This is a genomic window from Mesorhizobium sp. LNJC405B00 (assembly GCF_000502615.1).
In the GTDB taxonomy this organism is placed as follows: domain Bacteria; phylum Pseudomonadota; class Alphaproteobacteria; order Rhizobiales; family Rhizobiaceae; genus Mesorhizobium.
On sequence record NZ_AYWC01000001.1, the window covers coordinates 400,897 to 414,362 of the forward strand.

14 protein-coding genes and 1 tRNA gene are annotated in these 13,466 nt (G+C 62.7%); 7 read left to right on the forward strand and 8 right to left on the reverse strand.

Annotated features, from left to right (window positions below; genetic code table 11):
* Nucleotides 1–92 precede the first annotated feature (92 nt).
* Nucleotides 93–1,034, reverse strand: a complete 942-nt coding sequence (locus X756_RS163170; protein WP_023728422.1) for an N-formylglutamate amidohydrolase — start codon at nucleotides 1,032–1,034, stop codon at nucleotides 93–95.
* A gap of 164 nt (nucleotides 1,035–1,198) precedes the next feature.
* Between X756_RS163170 and X756_RS163165 the strand changes: the two genes are divergently transcribed.
* Nucleotides 1,199–1,561 carry a response regulator gene (locus X756_RS163165; protein WP_023671195.1) on the forward strand — a complete coding sequence of 121 codons (363 nt, stop codon included), beginning with the start codon at nucleotides 1,199–1,201 and terminating at the stop codon, nucleotides 1,559–1,561.
* A 115-nt stretch (nucleotides 1,562–1,676) separates the two neighbouring features.
* Nucleotides 1,677–1,751 (forward strand) — tRNA-Val (locus tag X756_RS163160).
* A gap of 207 nt (nucleotides 1,752–1,958) precedes the next feature.
* Here the strand turns inward: X756_RS163160 and X756_RS163155 are convergent.
* From X756_RS163155 to X756_RS163130, 7 genes are all read right to left on the reverse strand, one after another.
* On the reverse strand, nucleotides 1,959–2,246 hold the full coding sequence (locus X756_RS163155; RefSeq protein WP_031197745.1) for a DUF982 domain-containing protein: 288 nt from the start codon (nucleotides 2,244–2,246) through the stop codon (nucleotides 1,959–1,961).
* A gap of 112 nt (nucleotides 2,247–2,358) precedes the next feature.
* Entirely contained in the window at nucleotides 2,359–2,781 is a 423-nt protein-coding gene (locus tag X756_RS163150; protein WP_306413578.1) for a DUF982 domain-containing protein, read from the reverse strand.
* A gap of 64 nt (nucleotides 2,782–2,845) precedes the next feature.
* Nucleotides 2,846–3,310: an Hsp20 family protein gene (locus X756_RS163145; RefSeq protein ID WP_023671192.1), complete on the reverse strand. Its 465-nt coding sequence runs from the start codon at nucleotides 3,308–3,310 to the stop codon at nucleotides 2,846–2,848.
* A 368-nt stretch (nucleotides 3,311–3,678) separates the two neighbouring features.
* Nucleotides 3,679–3,885: a hypothetical protein gene (locus X756_RS1000000166975; protein ID WP_023710933.1), complete on the reverse strand. Its 207-nt coding sequence runs from the start codon at nucleotides 3,883–3,885 to the stop codon at nucleotides 3,679–3,681.
* 81 nt (nucleotides 3,886–3,966) lie between these two features.
* Complete coding sequence (locus X756_RS163140) at nucleotides 3,967–4,935, reverse strand: GDP-L-fucose synthase (protein ID WP_023728423.1); 969 nt, start codon at nucleotides 4,933–4,935, stop codon at nucleotides 3,967–3,969.
* Between the two features lie 9 nt (nucleotides 4,936–4,944).
* Entirely contained in the window at nucleotides 4,945–6,015 is a 1,071-nt protein-coding gene (gene gmd / locus X756_RS163135; protein ID WP_023686427.1) for a GDP-mannose 4,6-dehydratase, read from the reverse strand.
* A 104-nt stretch (nucleotides 6,016–6,119) separates the two neighbouring features.
* Nucleotides 6,120–7,274: a dihydrodipicolinate synthase family protein gene (locus tag X756_RS163130; RefSeq protein ID WP_023728424.1), complete on the reverse strand. Its 1,155-nt coding sequence runs from the start codon at nucleotides 7,272–7,274 to the stop codon at nucleotides 6,120–6,122.
* 229 nt (nucleotides 7,275–7,503) lie between these two features.
* On the opposite strand from X756_RS163130, the gene X756_RS163125 reads away from it, so the two are divergent.
* From X756_RS163125 to X756_RS163105, 5 genes are read left to right on the forward strand one after another with little or no spacing between them, the layout of a single operon-like run.
* Nucleotides 7,504–8,562 carry a LacI family DNA-binding transcriptional regulator gene (locus X756_RS163125; RefSeq protein ID WP_023728425.1) on the forward strand — a complete coding sequence of 353 codons (1,059 nt, stop codon included), beginning with the start codon at nucleotides 7,504–7,506 and terminating at the stop codon, nucleotides 8,560–8,562.
* Nucleotides 8,559–9,575: a Gfo/Idh/MocA family oxidoreductase gene (locus X756_RS163120; protein ID WP_023728426.1), complete on the forward strand. Its 1,017-nt coding sequence runs from the start codon at nucleotides 8,559–8,561 to the stop codon at nucleotides 9,573–9,575. The genes X756_RS163125 and X756_RS163120 overlap by 4 nt, the downstream gene beginning before the upstream one ends.
* Entirely contained in the window at nucleotides 9,572–11,173 is a 1,602-nt protein-coding gene (locus X756_RS163115) for an acyl CoA:acetate/3-ketoacid CoA transferase (protein WP_023728427.1), read from the forward strand. The genes X756_RS163120 and X756_RS163115 overlap by 4 nt, the downstream gene beginning before the upstream one ends.
* A complete protein-coding gene (locus X756_RS163110; protein ID WP_023671185.1) occupies nucleotides 11,166–11,942 on the forward strand; it encodes an enoyl-CoA hydratase/isomerase family protein in 777 nt (258 codons plus the stop codon). Before X756_RS163115 ends, X756_RS163110 begins: the two co-directional genes overlap by 8 nt.
* Nucleotides 11,943–11,952: 10 nt before the next feature.
* A complete protein-coding gene (locus X756_RS163105; protein ID WP_023728428.1) occupies nucleotides 11,953–13,464 on the forward strand; it encodes an aldehyde dehydrogenase family protein in 1,512 nt (503 codons plus the stop codon).
* Nucleotides 13,465–13,466 lie beyond the last annotated feature (2 nt).

Below are 13,466 nucleotides of genomic sequence, written 5' to 3' on the forward strand. Positions count from 1 at the left end.
CTAGACTTCGACCGTGTCGTGCAAACGATGCGGTCTTTTTTTACGTGCGGGATGGCCAGCGCGGGATCTCATGAACAGCCGCCGCTCCGGCGTCATTCGGCGGCCAGCGGCAGGTCGACGAAGTGGTGGTCGGGCATCGCCATCAGGTCGGCCGAAAAGCGCGCCATATCGTCGGCCAGCGCATCGAAGCCGGCCGATTTCTGGAACGTCCGCTCATTCATGTAGAGGCCGCGATTGACCTCGATCTGCAGCGCATGCAGATGGCGCGCCGGCCGGCCGTAATGCTCGGTGATGAAGCCGCCTGCATAGGGTTTGTTGTGCGCGACGGTGTAGCCCATGCCGATGAGCAGGCCGATCGCCGTCTCGGTCAGGGCTGCCGTGGCCGAGATGCCGAAACGGTCGCCGACGATGAAATCCGGCCGCAGCCCGCTGTCGCCCACCCTGATGCTCGCCGGCATCGAATGGCAGTCGATCAGCACGGCATAGCCGAACCTGGCATGGGTTCTGGTCAATAGCCGCTTCAGCGTCTCGTGATAGGGTTTGTAGACCGCCTCTATGCGCTGGACGGCCTCCGCCAGCGGCAGACGGCCGGAATAGATGTCGAGCCCCTCACCCACCAGCTTGGGCACGGTGCCGAGCCCGCCGGCGACGCGCGCCGAGCGGATGTTGCAGAAGGACGGCACCGGCTCGGCGAACATGCGCGGGTCGAGTTCCCAGGGTTCGCGGTTGACGTCGAGATAGGCGCGCGGAAAATTCGCCGCCAGCATCGGCGCGCCCAGCGCCACCGCGCTGCCGAACAGCTCGTCGACATAGCAATCCTCGGAGCGGCGGATGGCGTTCCGGTCGAGCCGCGCCATGGCCAGGAAGCGGTCTGGATAATAGCGGCCGCTATGCGGTGAGTTGAAGACGAAGGGAACGCGCTGCTCGGCGCCCGATCGGATTTCGAAGGGTGGAACGACCGAAAAATCTTCGGCTGCCGTCGTCAATTTGAACGAACCCGGAAACAGCAATGCATCATGATGGGAAACTGCCACCTCATCGGCCGCATGTCCAGCATTTCGGCATGTCAGGAACCCCGTCAAATCAGGATTAATGCCGCCAACGTTCACTTGATGTTTACCGTCAGCTCCTCATATACAGGATGGTTAACGGGCTTGCCGGACGGCAGGCTTGGCTGGGGTGATTCGGACGGGACAAGATGGCACGCATTCTGCTGGCGGAAGACGACGACGACATGCGCCGGTTCCTGGTCAAGGCACTGGAGCGGGCCGGCTACCACGTCAGCGATTTCGACAATGGTGCCAGCGCCTACGAGCGGCTGCGCGAAGAACCTTTCTCCCTGCTGCTGACCGATATCGTCATGCCCGAGATGGACGGCATCGAACTCGCCCGCCGCGCCACCGAGATTGATCCCGACCTCAAGGTGATGTTCATCACCGGTTTCGCGGCCGTCGCGCTCAACCCCGATTCCAAGGCGCCGAAAGACGCCAAGGTGCTGTCCAAGCCCTTCCACCTGCGCGATCTCGTCAACGAGGTCGAAAAAATGCTGCAGGCCGCCTGAAGCGCGCACAGTGTGATCTCGCCGCTTCGTCGGCGGCGCGACAAAACGAGCCTTTCTTTCCCTTTTCCGGCTATTGACGCGCTGGACCAAAAATGGTGTATGCGCGGCTTCGGATGGGCGTGTAGCTCAGCGGGAGAGCACTGCATTGACATTGCAGGGGTCACAGGTTCAATCCCTGTCACGCCCACCATCCTTTCAATAACTTAGCCAAGCCCGTTTTTGGCTGACCCCTTCGACGACTTAGCCGGTAAGGCGGCCACCGCTTGTGGCAGCCGCCTCGGGTTTGTGGACATTCTAATGCATGGCGCTCAAAAGTGGCCCCGGTTTTGAGACGACGACATGCATAAAAACAAAGACCTAAAGCGCGTCGTCTGAGTCCGTTCAAACGCGACGCGCTTTAGACGTGGTGCGGGCTTAGCGTCCTTGAAGGCGCAGGCTCGATGCCGTCCTCCATAAGAATATCCTTCTTGCGAGCGAACGCGACGAAGACGCCTCGTGCTGTCTCGGGTTCCACATCGCCAATCAGAGCGGCTTTGCAAGCGCGAATAGCAGCTCTCTGCTCCGGGCTGTTGCCACACCATTCGGATGCGAATTGATAGGCATCCGCGACCGTGTTGAGTTGGCGGGGAAAGCCCAATCCCACCCACACCCGGACTGGCTTTTCAAAAGGTTTCGATAGCATCATGACCTCCTTTCCTAATGCATGTCACCCAGAAGTATGCCGCGGTTCTGGGACAACGACATGCATCAAAACAAAGACTTAAAGCGTGTCGCATGAATCCGTTTCGCGACGCGCTTTAGGCAGTCACTCCTCCGCCTTCGCCACCTCTGCCCATCATCCACGGCATTGTCGTGGATACTTCCTCAAGGATTCTGGCTGCTTTCGCAAAACCGCTGAACGCGTCTCTGGCTGCGGAAAGCGGATAATCGCTATCGAAAGCTCGCTGGCAGGCCCGCAATGCCGTTTGGTGAATGGGGCCGCGCCTGTCCTTCGGCCATTCATAGAGGAACTCCAGAGCGTCCTCGAGACACGTGATTTCCTGAACAAGGTTGTCGCCGCTTTTCACGAAAACGGCGCTGTCAAACATCCGATCGTTCATATGATCCTCCAAATTGAACGAACCATTGAGTTTCATGGTTTGCGCGGTCCAGGCCAACTGCAGGCGCGCGACAGAGGCGCGCCAGTACGTCCTGCAGTGATCATCTTCGTTTCTCCGCAATCACAGCCTCCCGGCCGGAACCGGGAGGCGGACCCGCAGTTCAAAGTGTGACAGATCGACAGGATTACGCGGCTTTACGCGCGCGGTCCGTGTCTTGCGTGATCTGAGTGGCGGCCGTCGGCGTGTCGCCGACGCCGATGCTAATGCGGCGCGGTTTCAGCTCTTCGGGAATCTCACGGACGATGTCGATCGAGAGGAGGCCATTCTCCAGTTTGGCTGCCTTGATCTTCATGTGGTCGGCAAGCTTGAACGTCTGCCTGAAACTGCGATAGGCGATGCCCTGGTGCAGCAGCTGGCGTCCGCTCTGATCATCAGCCTTCTGGCCTACCACGACCAGTTCGGGTCCATGCTGGGTCAGCTCAACCTCATCCTGGCTGAAGCCTGCGATGGCCATCGAGATACGGTAATCGTTCTCGTCGACCTTCTCGATGTTATAGGGCGGCCAGTCTGGACGCGTGCCGCTGTCGAGCATGTCGAAAAGCCGGTCGAAACCGACGGTGGTCCGATAGAGGGTATCAAAGGTTCTCATAGCCACATCCTCCTTGAAGCAACATGGGTACAAGGACGCCGCCCCGTGCGGCGCCGCCATTTTTTGCCGAGCCTTATGGCCTTGGCGGAAATCGAATTAGGAGGCGCCCCAAATGAGTTCAAGAGCATCTCGAATTTTTTTTAGTAGCATCCTTCGCATCGACGGAAAGCGAAATCTGAGTTTCTACGGGACCTTCCCTTCGAACAGTCGAACAGCCCCTTGAAGTACAGATCCGGCGGGAAGTTTTCGCGCGATCTGCGCGACCGCATCGTCTACTGCCCCGCCGGGTAGCGGCCTTCCGATCCGTAAATCCACCCTGTCGGGGGCGAGACGTCCCGGCACGTGCCGGGACGTTTCTGGCTCGCGGATCACTGTGGCCGCGGATCGGGCCTGTCGGGCTTGTCATGAGGGGTGTTGTTGCCTTCACGGCACGGTGTGCCGATGCCGCAGCATTTGCCGTTGTAGGTGACACCGGGCTTGGTCTTCTCGCATTCCCTCGGCGGTGCCGTCTGACACCCTGCCAGCACCGAAACCGCGATGGCGGCGAGAAATGCGTTTCTTGAAGTGATAAACATTGACGTTCTCCTTGATGGACCGTGTTTGCTACACACCGCTTGGTCGCGGGCGGCAGCGAAATGGTTCAAGGAAAATTGGAATCAGGCCGCGCCGAGGCGGACATCACCCTTCTCAATATGGTTGAGAAACCACGCATATGTCTGTTCCAATCCATCGCGAAGCGCGTAGCGCGGGCGCCATCCCGTCGCAAACAGCCGCGAAACATCCATCAACTTGCGCGGGGTGCCATCTGGCTTGGTCGTATCGAAGGCGATATCAGCCTCGACGCCGGCGACCGATGCGACGGTCTGGGCAAGCTCGGCAATGGTGACATCCTCGCCCGAACTGACATTGACGTGGCTGTCGCCGGCATAATTCTTCAACAGCCAGACCAAGGCATCGGCGGCGTCGTCGACATGCAGGAATTCACGCCGTGGCGTGCCCGAGCCCCAGACCTCGAGGCTGTTGCCGCCGCTCAGCGCCAGCGCATGCGCCTTTCGCATCAGGGCCGGCACGACATGGCTGGACTGGAGATCGAAATTGTCGCCAGGACCGTAAAGGTTGGCCGGCATCGCTGAGATGTAGTCGACGCCATGCTGGCGCCGATAGGCCTGGCACAGTTTGAGCCCGGCGATCTTGGCGATCGCATACCATTCATTGGTGGGTTCGAGCGGACCGGTCAGCAGGGCGTCTTCCCTGATCGGCTGTGGCGCGAGCTTTGGATAGATGCAGGACGAGCCGAGAAACAAAAGCTTGCCGACCTCGCTGCGAAAGGCGCCGTCAATGACATTGCCCTGCATAACCAGGTTTTGCTGCAGGAAATCGACAGGGAACCGGTCATTGGCCAGGATACCGCCGACTTTGGCGGCCGCCATCACCACCGCATCCGGCCTGTGCTCGGCCATCCAGCGCCGCACCCCTGCCTGGTCGAGCAGGTCGAGCCCGTCGCGCGATACGGTGAGTATCTCGCAGTCCTCGCTCGCCAGCCGGCGCACGACGGCCGAACCGACCATGCCGCGATGCCCGGCGACGAAGACACGCTTGCCTTTCAGATCAAATGTCGCGTCCATGAACCTGCCTCACGCAGAACGGCTGTTCTGCCGCGTGCCGCCGGCGGTGCGCGCCAGATCGGCCTGCACCATTTCCGCCACCAGATCCCTGAAGCCGGTCGTGTGCGACCACCCCAGCCTGGCTTTGGCCTTGGCGGGGTCGCCGAGCAGCAGGTCGACCTCGGTCGGCCGGAAATAGCGCGGATCGATGCGCACCAGGACAGTGCCCGAACCGGCATCGACACCGACTTCATCGACACCCTCGCCTTGCCAGCGGATGGTGCGTCCGGTCTCGGCAAAAGCCAGTTCGACGAATTCGCGCACCGAATGCGCCTCACCGGTCGCCAGCACGAAATCGTCGGCTTCACTGTGCTGCAGAATGCGCCACATGCCCTCCACATAGTCGCGCGCATGGCCCCAGTCACGCTTGGCGTCGAGATTGCCGAGATAGAGCGTGGCCTGAAGGCCGTGATGGATCGAGGCGACGGCCCGCGTGATCTTGCGGGTGACGAAGGTTTCGCCGCGTGTCGGGCTTTCGTGGTTGAACAGGATTCCGTTGGCGGCGAACATGCCGTAAGCCTCGCGGTAGTTGACCGTGATCCAGTAGGCGTAAAGCTTGGCCGCGGCATAGGGCGAGCGCGGATGGAAGGGCGTCGCCTCGCTTTGCGGGACCTCGCGCGCCTTGCCGTAAAGCTCCGACGTCGATGCCTGATAGAAGCGCACCGACTTCTCCAGGCGCAGGATGCGGATCGCCTCGAGCAGCCTGAGTGTTCCCAGCGCATCGGCATTGCCGGTGTATTCCGGCGTCTCGAAACTCACCTGGACATGACTCTGGGCGCCGAGATTGTAGATCTCGCCGGGCTGTGTCTCCTGCACCAGGCGAATAAGGTTGGTCGCGTCGGTCAGGTCGCCATAATGCAGGAAGAAACGCGCACCGCGCTCGTGCGGATCGACATAGATGTCGTCAACGCGCTCGGTGTTGAACGAGGACGAGCGGCGTTTGACGCCATGGACAATATAGCCCTTCTGCAGAAGCAATTCTGCGAGATAGGCCCCGTCCTGCCCGGTAACCCCGGTGATGAGCGCCACTTTTTCCGTCATTGCCGCTCCGTCCGCATCCAATCCCGGCAACCGAATACAGATTTGGCGCGAGAACGCAAATCCCCCATACGGGGGACAGGTTTCAGCCAGCGATTGTGTCGTTCTCAGGCACCTGCAACCGCGCAGAAATGCTTCATCCTGGCCAGCGCACGCTCGGGATCGGGGAGCAACCCTGCCTGGTCGGCAAGGCGGAAGATGTCGGCATAGTGCAGGATGCCGCGCGCCGACTGCATGCCGCCGACCATGGCGAAATGGTCCTGATGGCCGTTGAGCCAGGCCATGAAGACGATGCCGGCCTTGTAATACTCCGTCGGCGCCTCGAAGATCTTGCGCGACAACGGCACTGTCGGCGCCATCAGCGCGTCATAGCCGGCGCGGTCGCCGTCAGCGAGTTTCGCCAGCGCCGCGCTGGCGACCGGCGCGATGGCGTCGAATATGCCGAGCAAGGCGTGCGAGTGCCGCTTCCCGTCGCCGGCAATCAGTTCGGGATAGTTGAAATCGTCGCCGGTGAACATGACGACGCCTTCCGGCAGCCGGTTGCGCAAGGCAACTTCCTTGCCGGCATCGAGCAGGGAAATCTTTATCCCCTCGACCTTGCCGGCATGGCGCTCGATGATGGCGACGACGGTGTCGAGCGCGGCCTCGAAATTGCCGCTGCCCCAATAACCTTTCAGTGCCGGATCGAACATGTCGCCCAGCCAATGCAGGATGACCTTGCCGGATGCCTGGCTGAGGATGCGATCGTAGACGTGCACATAGTCATCTGAGCTCTTGGCCACGGCTGCCAGCGCCCGGCTTGCCATCATGATCGCCTTGCCGCCCTCGCCTTCGATGAAAGCGAACTGCTCCTCATATGCGGCGATCACATCTTCGAGTGATCTCGAATTGGCCGGCGCGAGATGATCGGTGCCGGCGCCCGAGGCGAGGTCTGCGCCTTCGACGCTGCGCGCCTCGGCGATCGAGCGGCGGATCAATTCCTGCGCATTCGCCCAGTCGAAACCCATGCCGCGCTGGGAGGTGTCCATCGCCTCGGCGATGCGGAAGCCAAGCCGCCATAAATGATGCCGAAACGCCATCGTCTTGTCCCAATCGACCGCAGGCTTCGACCAGGGGTCGGTCATCGCGAAAGGGTCGGCGACGACATGGGCCGCGGCATAGGCGATGCGCGGGAAAACCGCACCGATTACGGGCTCGACCGGACTGCCCGCGAGCTTGTAGCTGACGCGGCCGCCATTCTGCGTAGGCAGGGTGATATCCATGGCAACCTCCGTTTTCGGCATCCTATAAATGGAACGTTCCAATAAATCAAGAAACTTTATGATTCCGGCGATTGAACCGGTCCAAAGGCTGAAGAAGGCTAAGAGTCCTGGCTAAGAGCCACACTCATCACCTTTTCGATCTCCGCAAGAATCCCGATTGACTCTCGTTTGGCAGAGCGATTAGAACGTTCCAATAAATTTGCTCATTCAGGCGGAGGAAACCACCGACATGGCCAGCCGGGCCAAGGCAACGATCCTGGACATCGCCCGCGAGGCTGGTGTGTCCAAATCGACGGTGTCGCTTGTGCTGCAAGGCTCAGGGCTGATCCGGCCTGAAACCGCGGTCAAGGTTCGCAAGGCGATCGAGGATGTCGGCTATGTCTACAACCGCGGCGCCGCCAATCTGCGCAAAGCCCATTCCAACGTCATCGGCATGGTCATCAACGATCTCACCAACCCCTTTTTCGCCGAGCTGGCGGTCGGCATGGAGCGCGTCTTCCAGTCGGCCGGCATAGTGCCCTTCATCGCCAACACGGCGGAGAACCCGGTGCGCCAGGAAGAAGTGCTGAAGTCGCTGATGGAACAGGGCGTCGCAGGCCTGATCGTGTCACCGGCACGCGGCACCACGCCGGGCGCTTTCCGTCGCCTCGAGATGGCGGGCGTGCCGGTCGTCTTCGCCATGCGCCGCCTGCCGGACAGCCGCATCCCGGTGATCGCGCCTGACAATCATCGCGGCGCGTATCTCGCCGCCGCCCATCTGATCGGCAAGGGCCATCGCCGGCTGGCCTTCTTCGGCGGCACCTCCGACCTGGTCGTCTATCAGGAGCGCCTGGGCGGTTTTCGTCAAGCTTGCGAGACATTGGGCATCGCCAGGCGCGACGTGCTTGTCGTCGAAGGCGAGACCAGCCGCAGGGGCGGCATCGCCTGCCTGGAAACCGCCCTTGCCATGGCCGAGCCGCCGACGGCGGCGCTGTGCTTCAACGACGCCGTCGCCTTCGGCGTCATGCTGGCGCTGCGCAAGCGCGGGCTGGAGCCCGGCGCGGATTTCGCCGTCGTCGGCTTCGACGACGTGGTCGAGGCCGAGCATTATATGCCGGCGCTGACCAGCGTCTCGGTGGACACACCCGGCCTCGGCGAACGCGCCGCCCATGTCATGCTGAAGATGATCCAGTCGCGCATCACGCATGCCGAGGACCATATCGGCGCCGTCAATCTGGTCGTCAGGGACAGCTGCGGTCCCGATCGCGGCGCCCAGGACACATCAGCAGGAATGGGAGACGCGGCATGAGCGTCAAATGGGGACTGATCGGCGCCAGCACGATCGCCAAACAGTTCATGATCAACGCCATCCGCGCGCAAGAGGGTGGCGAGATCGCGGCGGTGATGAGCTCCAGTCCGCAGCGCGCCAAGACTTATGCCGCGGAACAGAATATTCCGCTTGCCGTCTCGACGCTGGACGACCTGCTCGGCGCCGAAATCGACGCCGTCTACATCTCGACCACCAATGAACTGCATCTCGAACAGGCATTGGCTGCGATCAAGGCGGGAAAGCATGTTCTGTGCGAAAAGCCGCTGGCGCTGAACAGCGCCGACGCGCGCACAATGGTCGCCGCCGCCAAGGAAGCCGGTGTCGTGCTTGGCACCAATCATCATCTGCGCAATGCCGGCGCCCACCGCGCCATGCGCGACGCCATCGCGGCGGGTCGCATCGGCAAGCCGATCGCCGCGCGTGTGTTCCATTCCGTCTATCTGCCGGAGAACCTGCAGGGCTGGCGCATCACCAGACCGGAAGCCGGCGGCGGCGTGGTGCTCGACATCACCGTGCACGATGCCGACACGCTGCGCTTCGTGCTCGGCGACGACCCGGTCGAGGTCTCCGCCTTCACCCAGTCGGCCGGCATGGCCGGCAGCGGGCTGGAAGACGGCGCCATGTGCATCTGGCGCTTCAGGTCTGGCGTGATTGCCCAGTCGCATGAAGGCTTCACCACCAAGTTCGCCGATACCGGCTTTGAGGTGCATGGTTCCGAAGGCTCGCTGATCGCAAAAAATGTGATGACGCAGAAGCCGATTGGTACCGTGCTGCTGCGCACCGCCAAAGGCGAGGAAGAGCTGAGCTTCGACCGCGAAGACCTCTACCTCAGGTCGCTGCGCCAGTTCCATGCCGCTATCAGCGGCGCGGGCCAGCCCTCCGCAACCGGCGAGGACGGTGTCTGGTCACTAGCCTCCGCCGAAGCAGCGTTGTTGTCCGGGAAATCCGGCAAGGCGGTTGCCATCGAGCCGAAACTCGGGAGCGCCAAGTGAGCAAGGTCGTCTCCGCACAGCAGGCCGCCAGCCTCATCAAGGACGGCATGACCGTCTCAGTCTCGTCGTCGAGCGGCCTTGGCTGCCCTGACGCCGTGCTCGCCGCCATCGGCGGGCGCTTCGACGCCGAAGGCCATCCGAAAAACATCACCACGCTGCACCCGATCGCCGCCGGCGACATGTATGGCATCAAGGGCATCGACCATCTGGCCAAGCCCGGCTTGTTGAAGCGCACGCTCTGCGGCTCCTATCCCTCAGGCCCCTCCTCGTTCGAGCCGCCGCAGATATGGAAGATGATCGGCGACAATTCGGTCGCCGCCTACAACGTGCCCTCCGGCATCCTGTTCGACATGCACCGCGAGGCCGCCGCCAAGCGGCCGGGCGTGCTGACCAAGGTCGGCCTCGACACTTTTGCCGACCCGCGCCACCAGGGCTGCGCCATGAATGAGGCTGCAAGCGAGCCGATCGTCTCGGTGCAGCAGTTCGACGGCGAGGAATGGCTCTATTTCCGCTCGATCGTGCCCAACGTTTCGATCATCCGCGCCACCACCGCCGACGAGCGCGGCAACCTCACTTACGAGCATGAAGGCGCCTATTTGGGCGGCCTCGAACAGGCGCTCGCCGCCCGCAACAATGGCGGCATCGTCATTGCGCAGGTCAAGCGCGTCGTCGAGAACGGCACGCTGAAGCCGCATGACGTGCGCGTGCCCGGCGTGCTGGTCGACCACATCGTGGTGGCGCCGGACCAGTTGCAGACGACGCTGACGCCTTACGACCCGGCGATTTCGGGCGAGATCTTCCGCCCGCTGTCAAGCTTTCGCAACGCCGAGATGAACGTCCAGAAAGTAATCGCGCGCCGCGTCGCCATGGAGCTGCGCGATGGCATCGCCGTCAATATCGGCTTCGGCATCTCGGCCAATGTGCCGCGTATCCTTCTCGAGGAAGGCCAGCACGGCAAGGTCACCTGGGTGATCGAGCAGGGCGCGGTCGGCGGCGTGCCGCTGCTCGACTTCAAGTTCGGCTGCGCTTCCAATGCCGAGGCGATCATGCCCTCGCCGCACCAGTTCATCTATTTCCAGGCCGGCGGCTTCGATGCCTCGCTGCTCTCCTTCTTGCAGATCGACCGCCATGGCTCCGTCAACGTGTCGAAACTCTCGGCCCGGCCACATGTCACCGCCGGGGCCGGCGGCTTTGTCGACATCACGGCACGGGCGAAAAAGATCGTCTTCTCCGGCTTCTTCAATGCCGGCGCAAAACTGTCGCTCGCCGATGGCGGCATCCGCATCGATGCAGAAGGCAAGGTCAAGAAGGTGGTCAACGAGGTCGAACACATCTCCTTCTCCGGCAAGCGCGCCGTCGCGCAAGGCCAGGACATCACCTACGTCACCGAGCGCTGCGTGATGAAGCTGACGCCGGACGGTCTGATGGTGACGGAACTGGCGCCCGGCATCGACCTCGAACGCGATGTGCTGGCGCAGTCAGAGATTCCGCTCGGCATCGCCAACGATCTCAAGTTCACGCCGGCGGCTCTCTATCAGGACCGGCCGATCGGCCTGTCGCTGAATGGTGGCGCTTCTCTCGGAGGCGCGCATGGCTGAGCGCCTCGTCACCTTCGAGCAGGACGGCGCCATCGGCATCGTCACGCTGCGCCGGCCGGAGAAGTTCAACGCGCTGGACATTCCGATGCTGCGCGCGCTCGAGACAGCGCTCGACGAAGCCGAAATGGCTGAAGGCGTGCGCGTCGTGCTGATCCGCGGCGAAGGCAAAGGCTTTTGCGCCGGCGGCGACGTCGAGGCCTGGGCACAAATGAGCGCTGCCGACTTTCAGGTGCAATGGGTGCGCTACGGCCACCGTGTCTTCGACCGACTGGCGCGGCTGCGGCAGCCGACCATCGCGGTGCTTTCCGGCCATGCGCTGGGTGGCGGGCTGGAGCTGGCGGTCGCCTGCGACTTCCGTGTCGCCGAAACGCAGGTGAAGCTCGGCTTCCCCGAGACATCGATCGGCGTCGTCCCCGGTTGGTCCGGCACGCAGCGCGCCGTGCGCCGCTTTGGGGCCCAGATCGTGCGCCGCATGGCACTCGGCGGCGAGCTCTTTGCCGCCTCCGACGCGCTTGCCCTCGGCGTCGTTGACCGCGTGGTCGAGACCGGCCAGGCGCTGGCAGAGGCCAGGACTTGGGCCGAAAAAATCGCCGGGCGCGGGCCGCTCGCAACCGAAGCCGCCAAGCTGATGATCGCAGTCGCCGAAGGCGAGGAAAGTGCGGCCGCCACCGAGGCGCTCGCCAGCGGCTTCGTTGCGCTGACCGGCGACCTCAAAGCCGGCGTGAGCGCCTTCAAGGCCAAGCAGAAGCCGGCCTTTTCAAGATCGTAGAGAAAGCATGATGAACGCACCGCTCAACATTTCGATGCCAGCCGAGGCGTCCAAGGCGCCGAAGGCTTACAAGCTCCTGATCGACGGCAAGCATGTCGATGCCCGTGACGGCCGCACGATTGCGCGCAACAGCCCCGGCCATGGCTTCACCGTTTCGCGCTATGCGCAGGCCGGCGAGGCCGAGGTGGAGGCGGCCATGCAGGCCGCGCACAAGGCATTCGAGACCGGCCCGTGGCCGCGCACGAAGGCGGCCGAGCGCGCCGCCATCCTGCTCAAGACGGCCGACCTGATCGAGGCCCAGCGCGAAGACATCGCCCGACTCGATGCGCTGGAATCCGGCAAGCCGATCGCCCAGGCGCGCGGCGAGATCGGCGGCGCCATCGACATCTGGCGCTATGCCGCCTCGCTCGCCCGCACGCTGCACGGCGAAAGCTACGCCAATCTCGGCGACGCCATGCTGGGCGTGGTCCTGCGCGAGCCGATCGGCGTCGTCTCGATCATCACCCCGTGGAATTTCCCGTTCCTGATCGTCAGCCAGAAACTGCCCTTCGCGCTCGCCGCCGGCTGCACCGCGGTGGTCAAGCCGAGCGAAATGACCTCGGCCTCGACCTTCGTGCTCGGTGACATCCTGATGCAGGCCGGCCTGCCCGCGGGCGTTGTCAACATCCTGGCTGGCCTCGGCGCCGATGTCGGGGGGCCGATGGTCAGCCATCCGCTCGTCGAGATGGTGTCGTTCACCGGCTCGACCCGCGTCGGCAAGATGACCATGGCTTCCGCCGCGCAGTCGCTGAAGAAAGTCTCGATGGAGCTCGGCGGCAAGAACGGCCAGATCGTCTTCCCCGATGCCGATCTCGAGGCGGCCGCTGACGCAGCAGTGTTCGGCGGCTTCTTCAACGCCGGCGAATGCTGCAATGCCGGCAGTCGGCTGATCGTGCATGAAGCCATCGCCGACGATTTCCTCGCCACTGTCAAGGCCCTGACCGCCAAGGTAACGGTCGGCGACCCACTCGACGACCGAACCAAGGTTGGCGCGATGATTTCCGCCGACCATCTGACCAAGGTCGCAGATTACGTCGCGGCAGCAGCAAAAGACGGCAGCAATGTCTATAGCGGTGGCGGCCAATTGGCGTCCAATGCCGGCCAGTACCTCGATCCGACCATCATTCGCGGCGTTACCGAAGACATGGCTATTGCGCGCGAGGAAGTGTTTGGCCCGGTGCTCTCCGTGCTGACTTTTGGATCGATTGAAAAGGCGTTGCACATCGCCAACAACACGCCCTATGGTCTGTCTGCAGGGGTGTGGAGCGCCAGCATCGACACTTGTATGTCGGTGGCGCGTGGTGTGCGTTCGGGGACCGTTTGGGTGAACACATTCATGGAAGGCTTTCCCGAGTTGCCATTCGGGGGCTACAAGCAGTCCGGCATCGGACGCGAACTCGGCAAACGCGCTGTCGAGGATTATACCGAGGAAAAGACAATCCAGTTTCATCGCGGCCAGCGCACCGGTTGGTGGGTCGGCTGAGT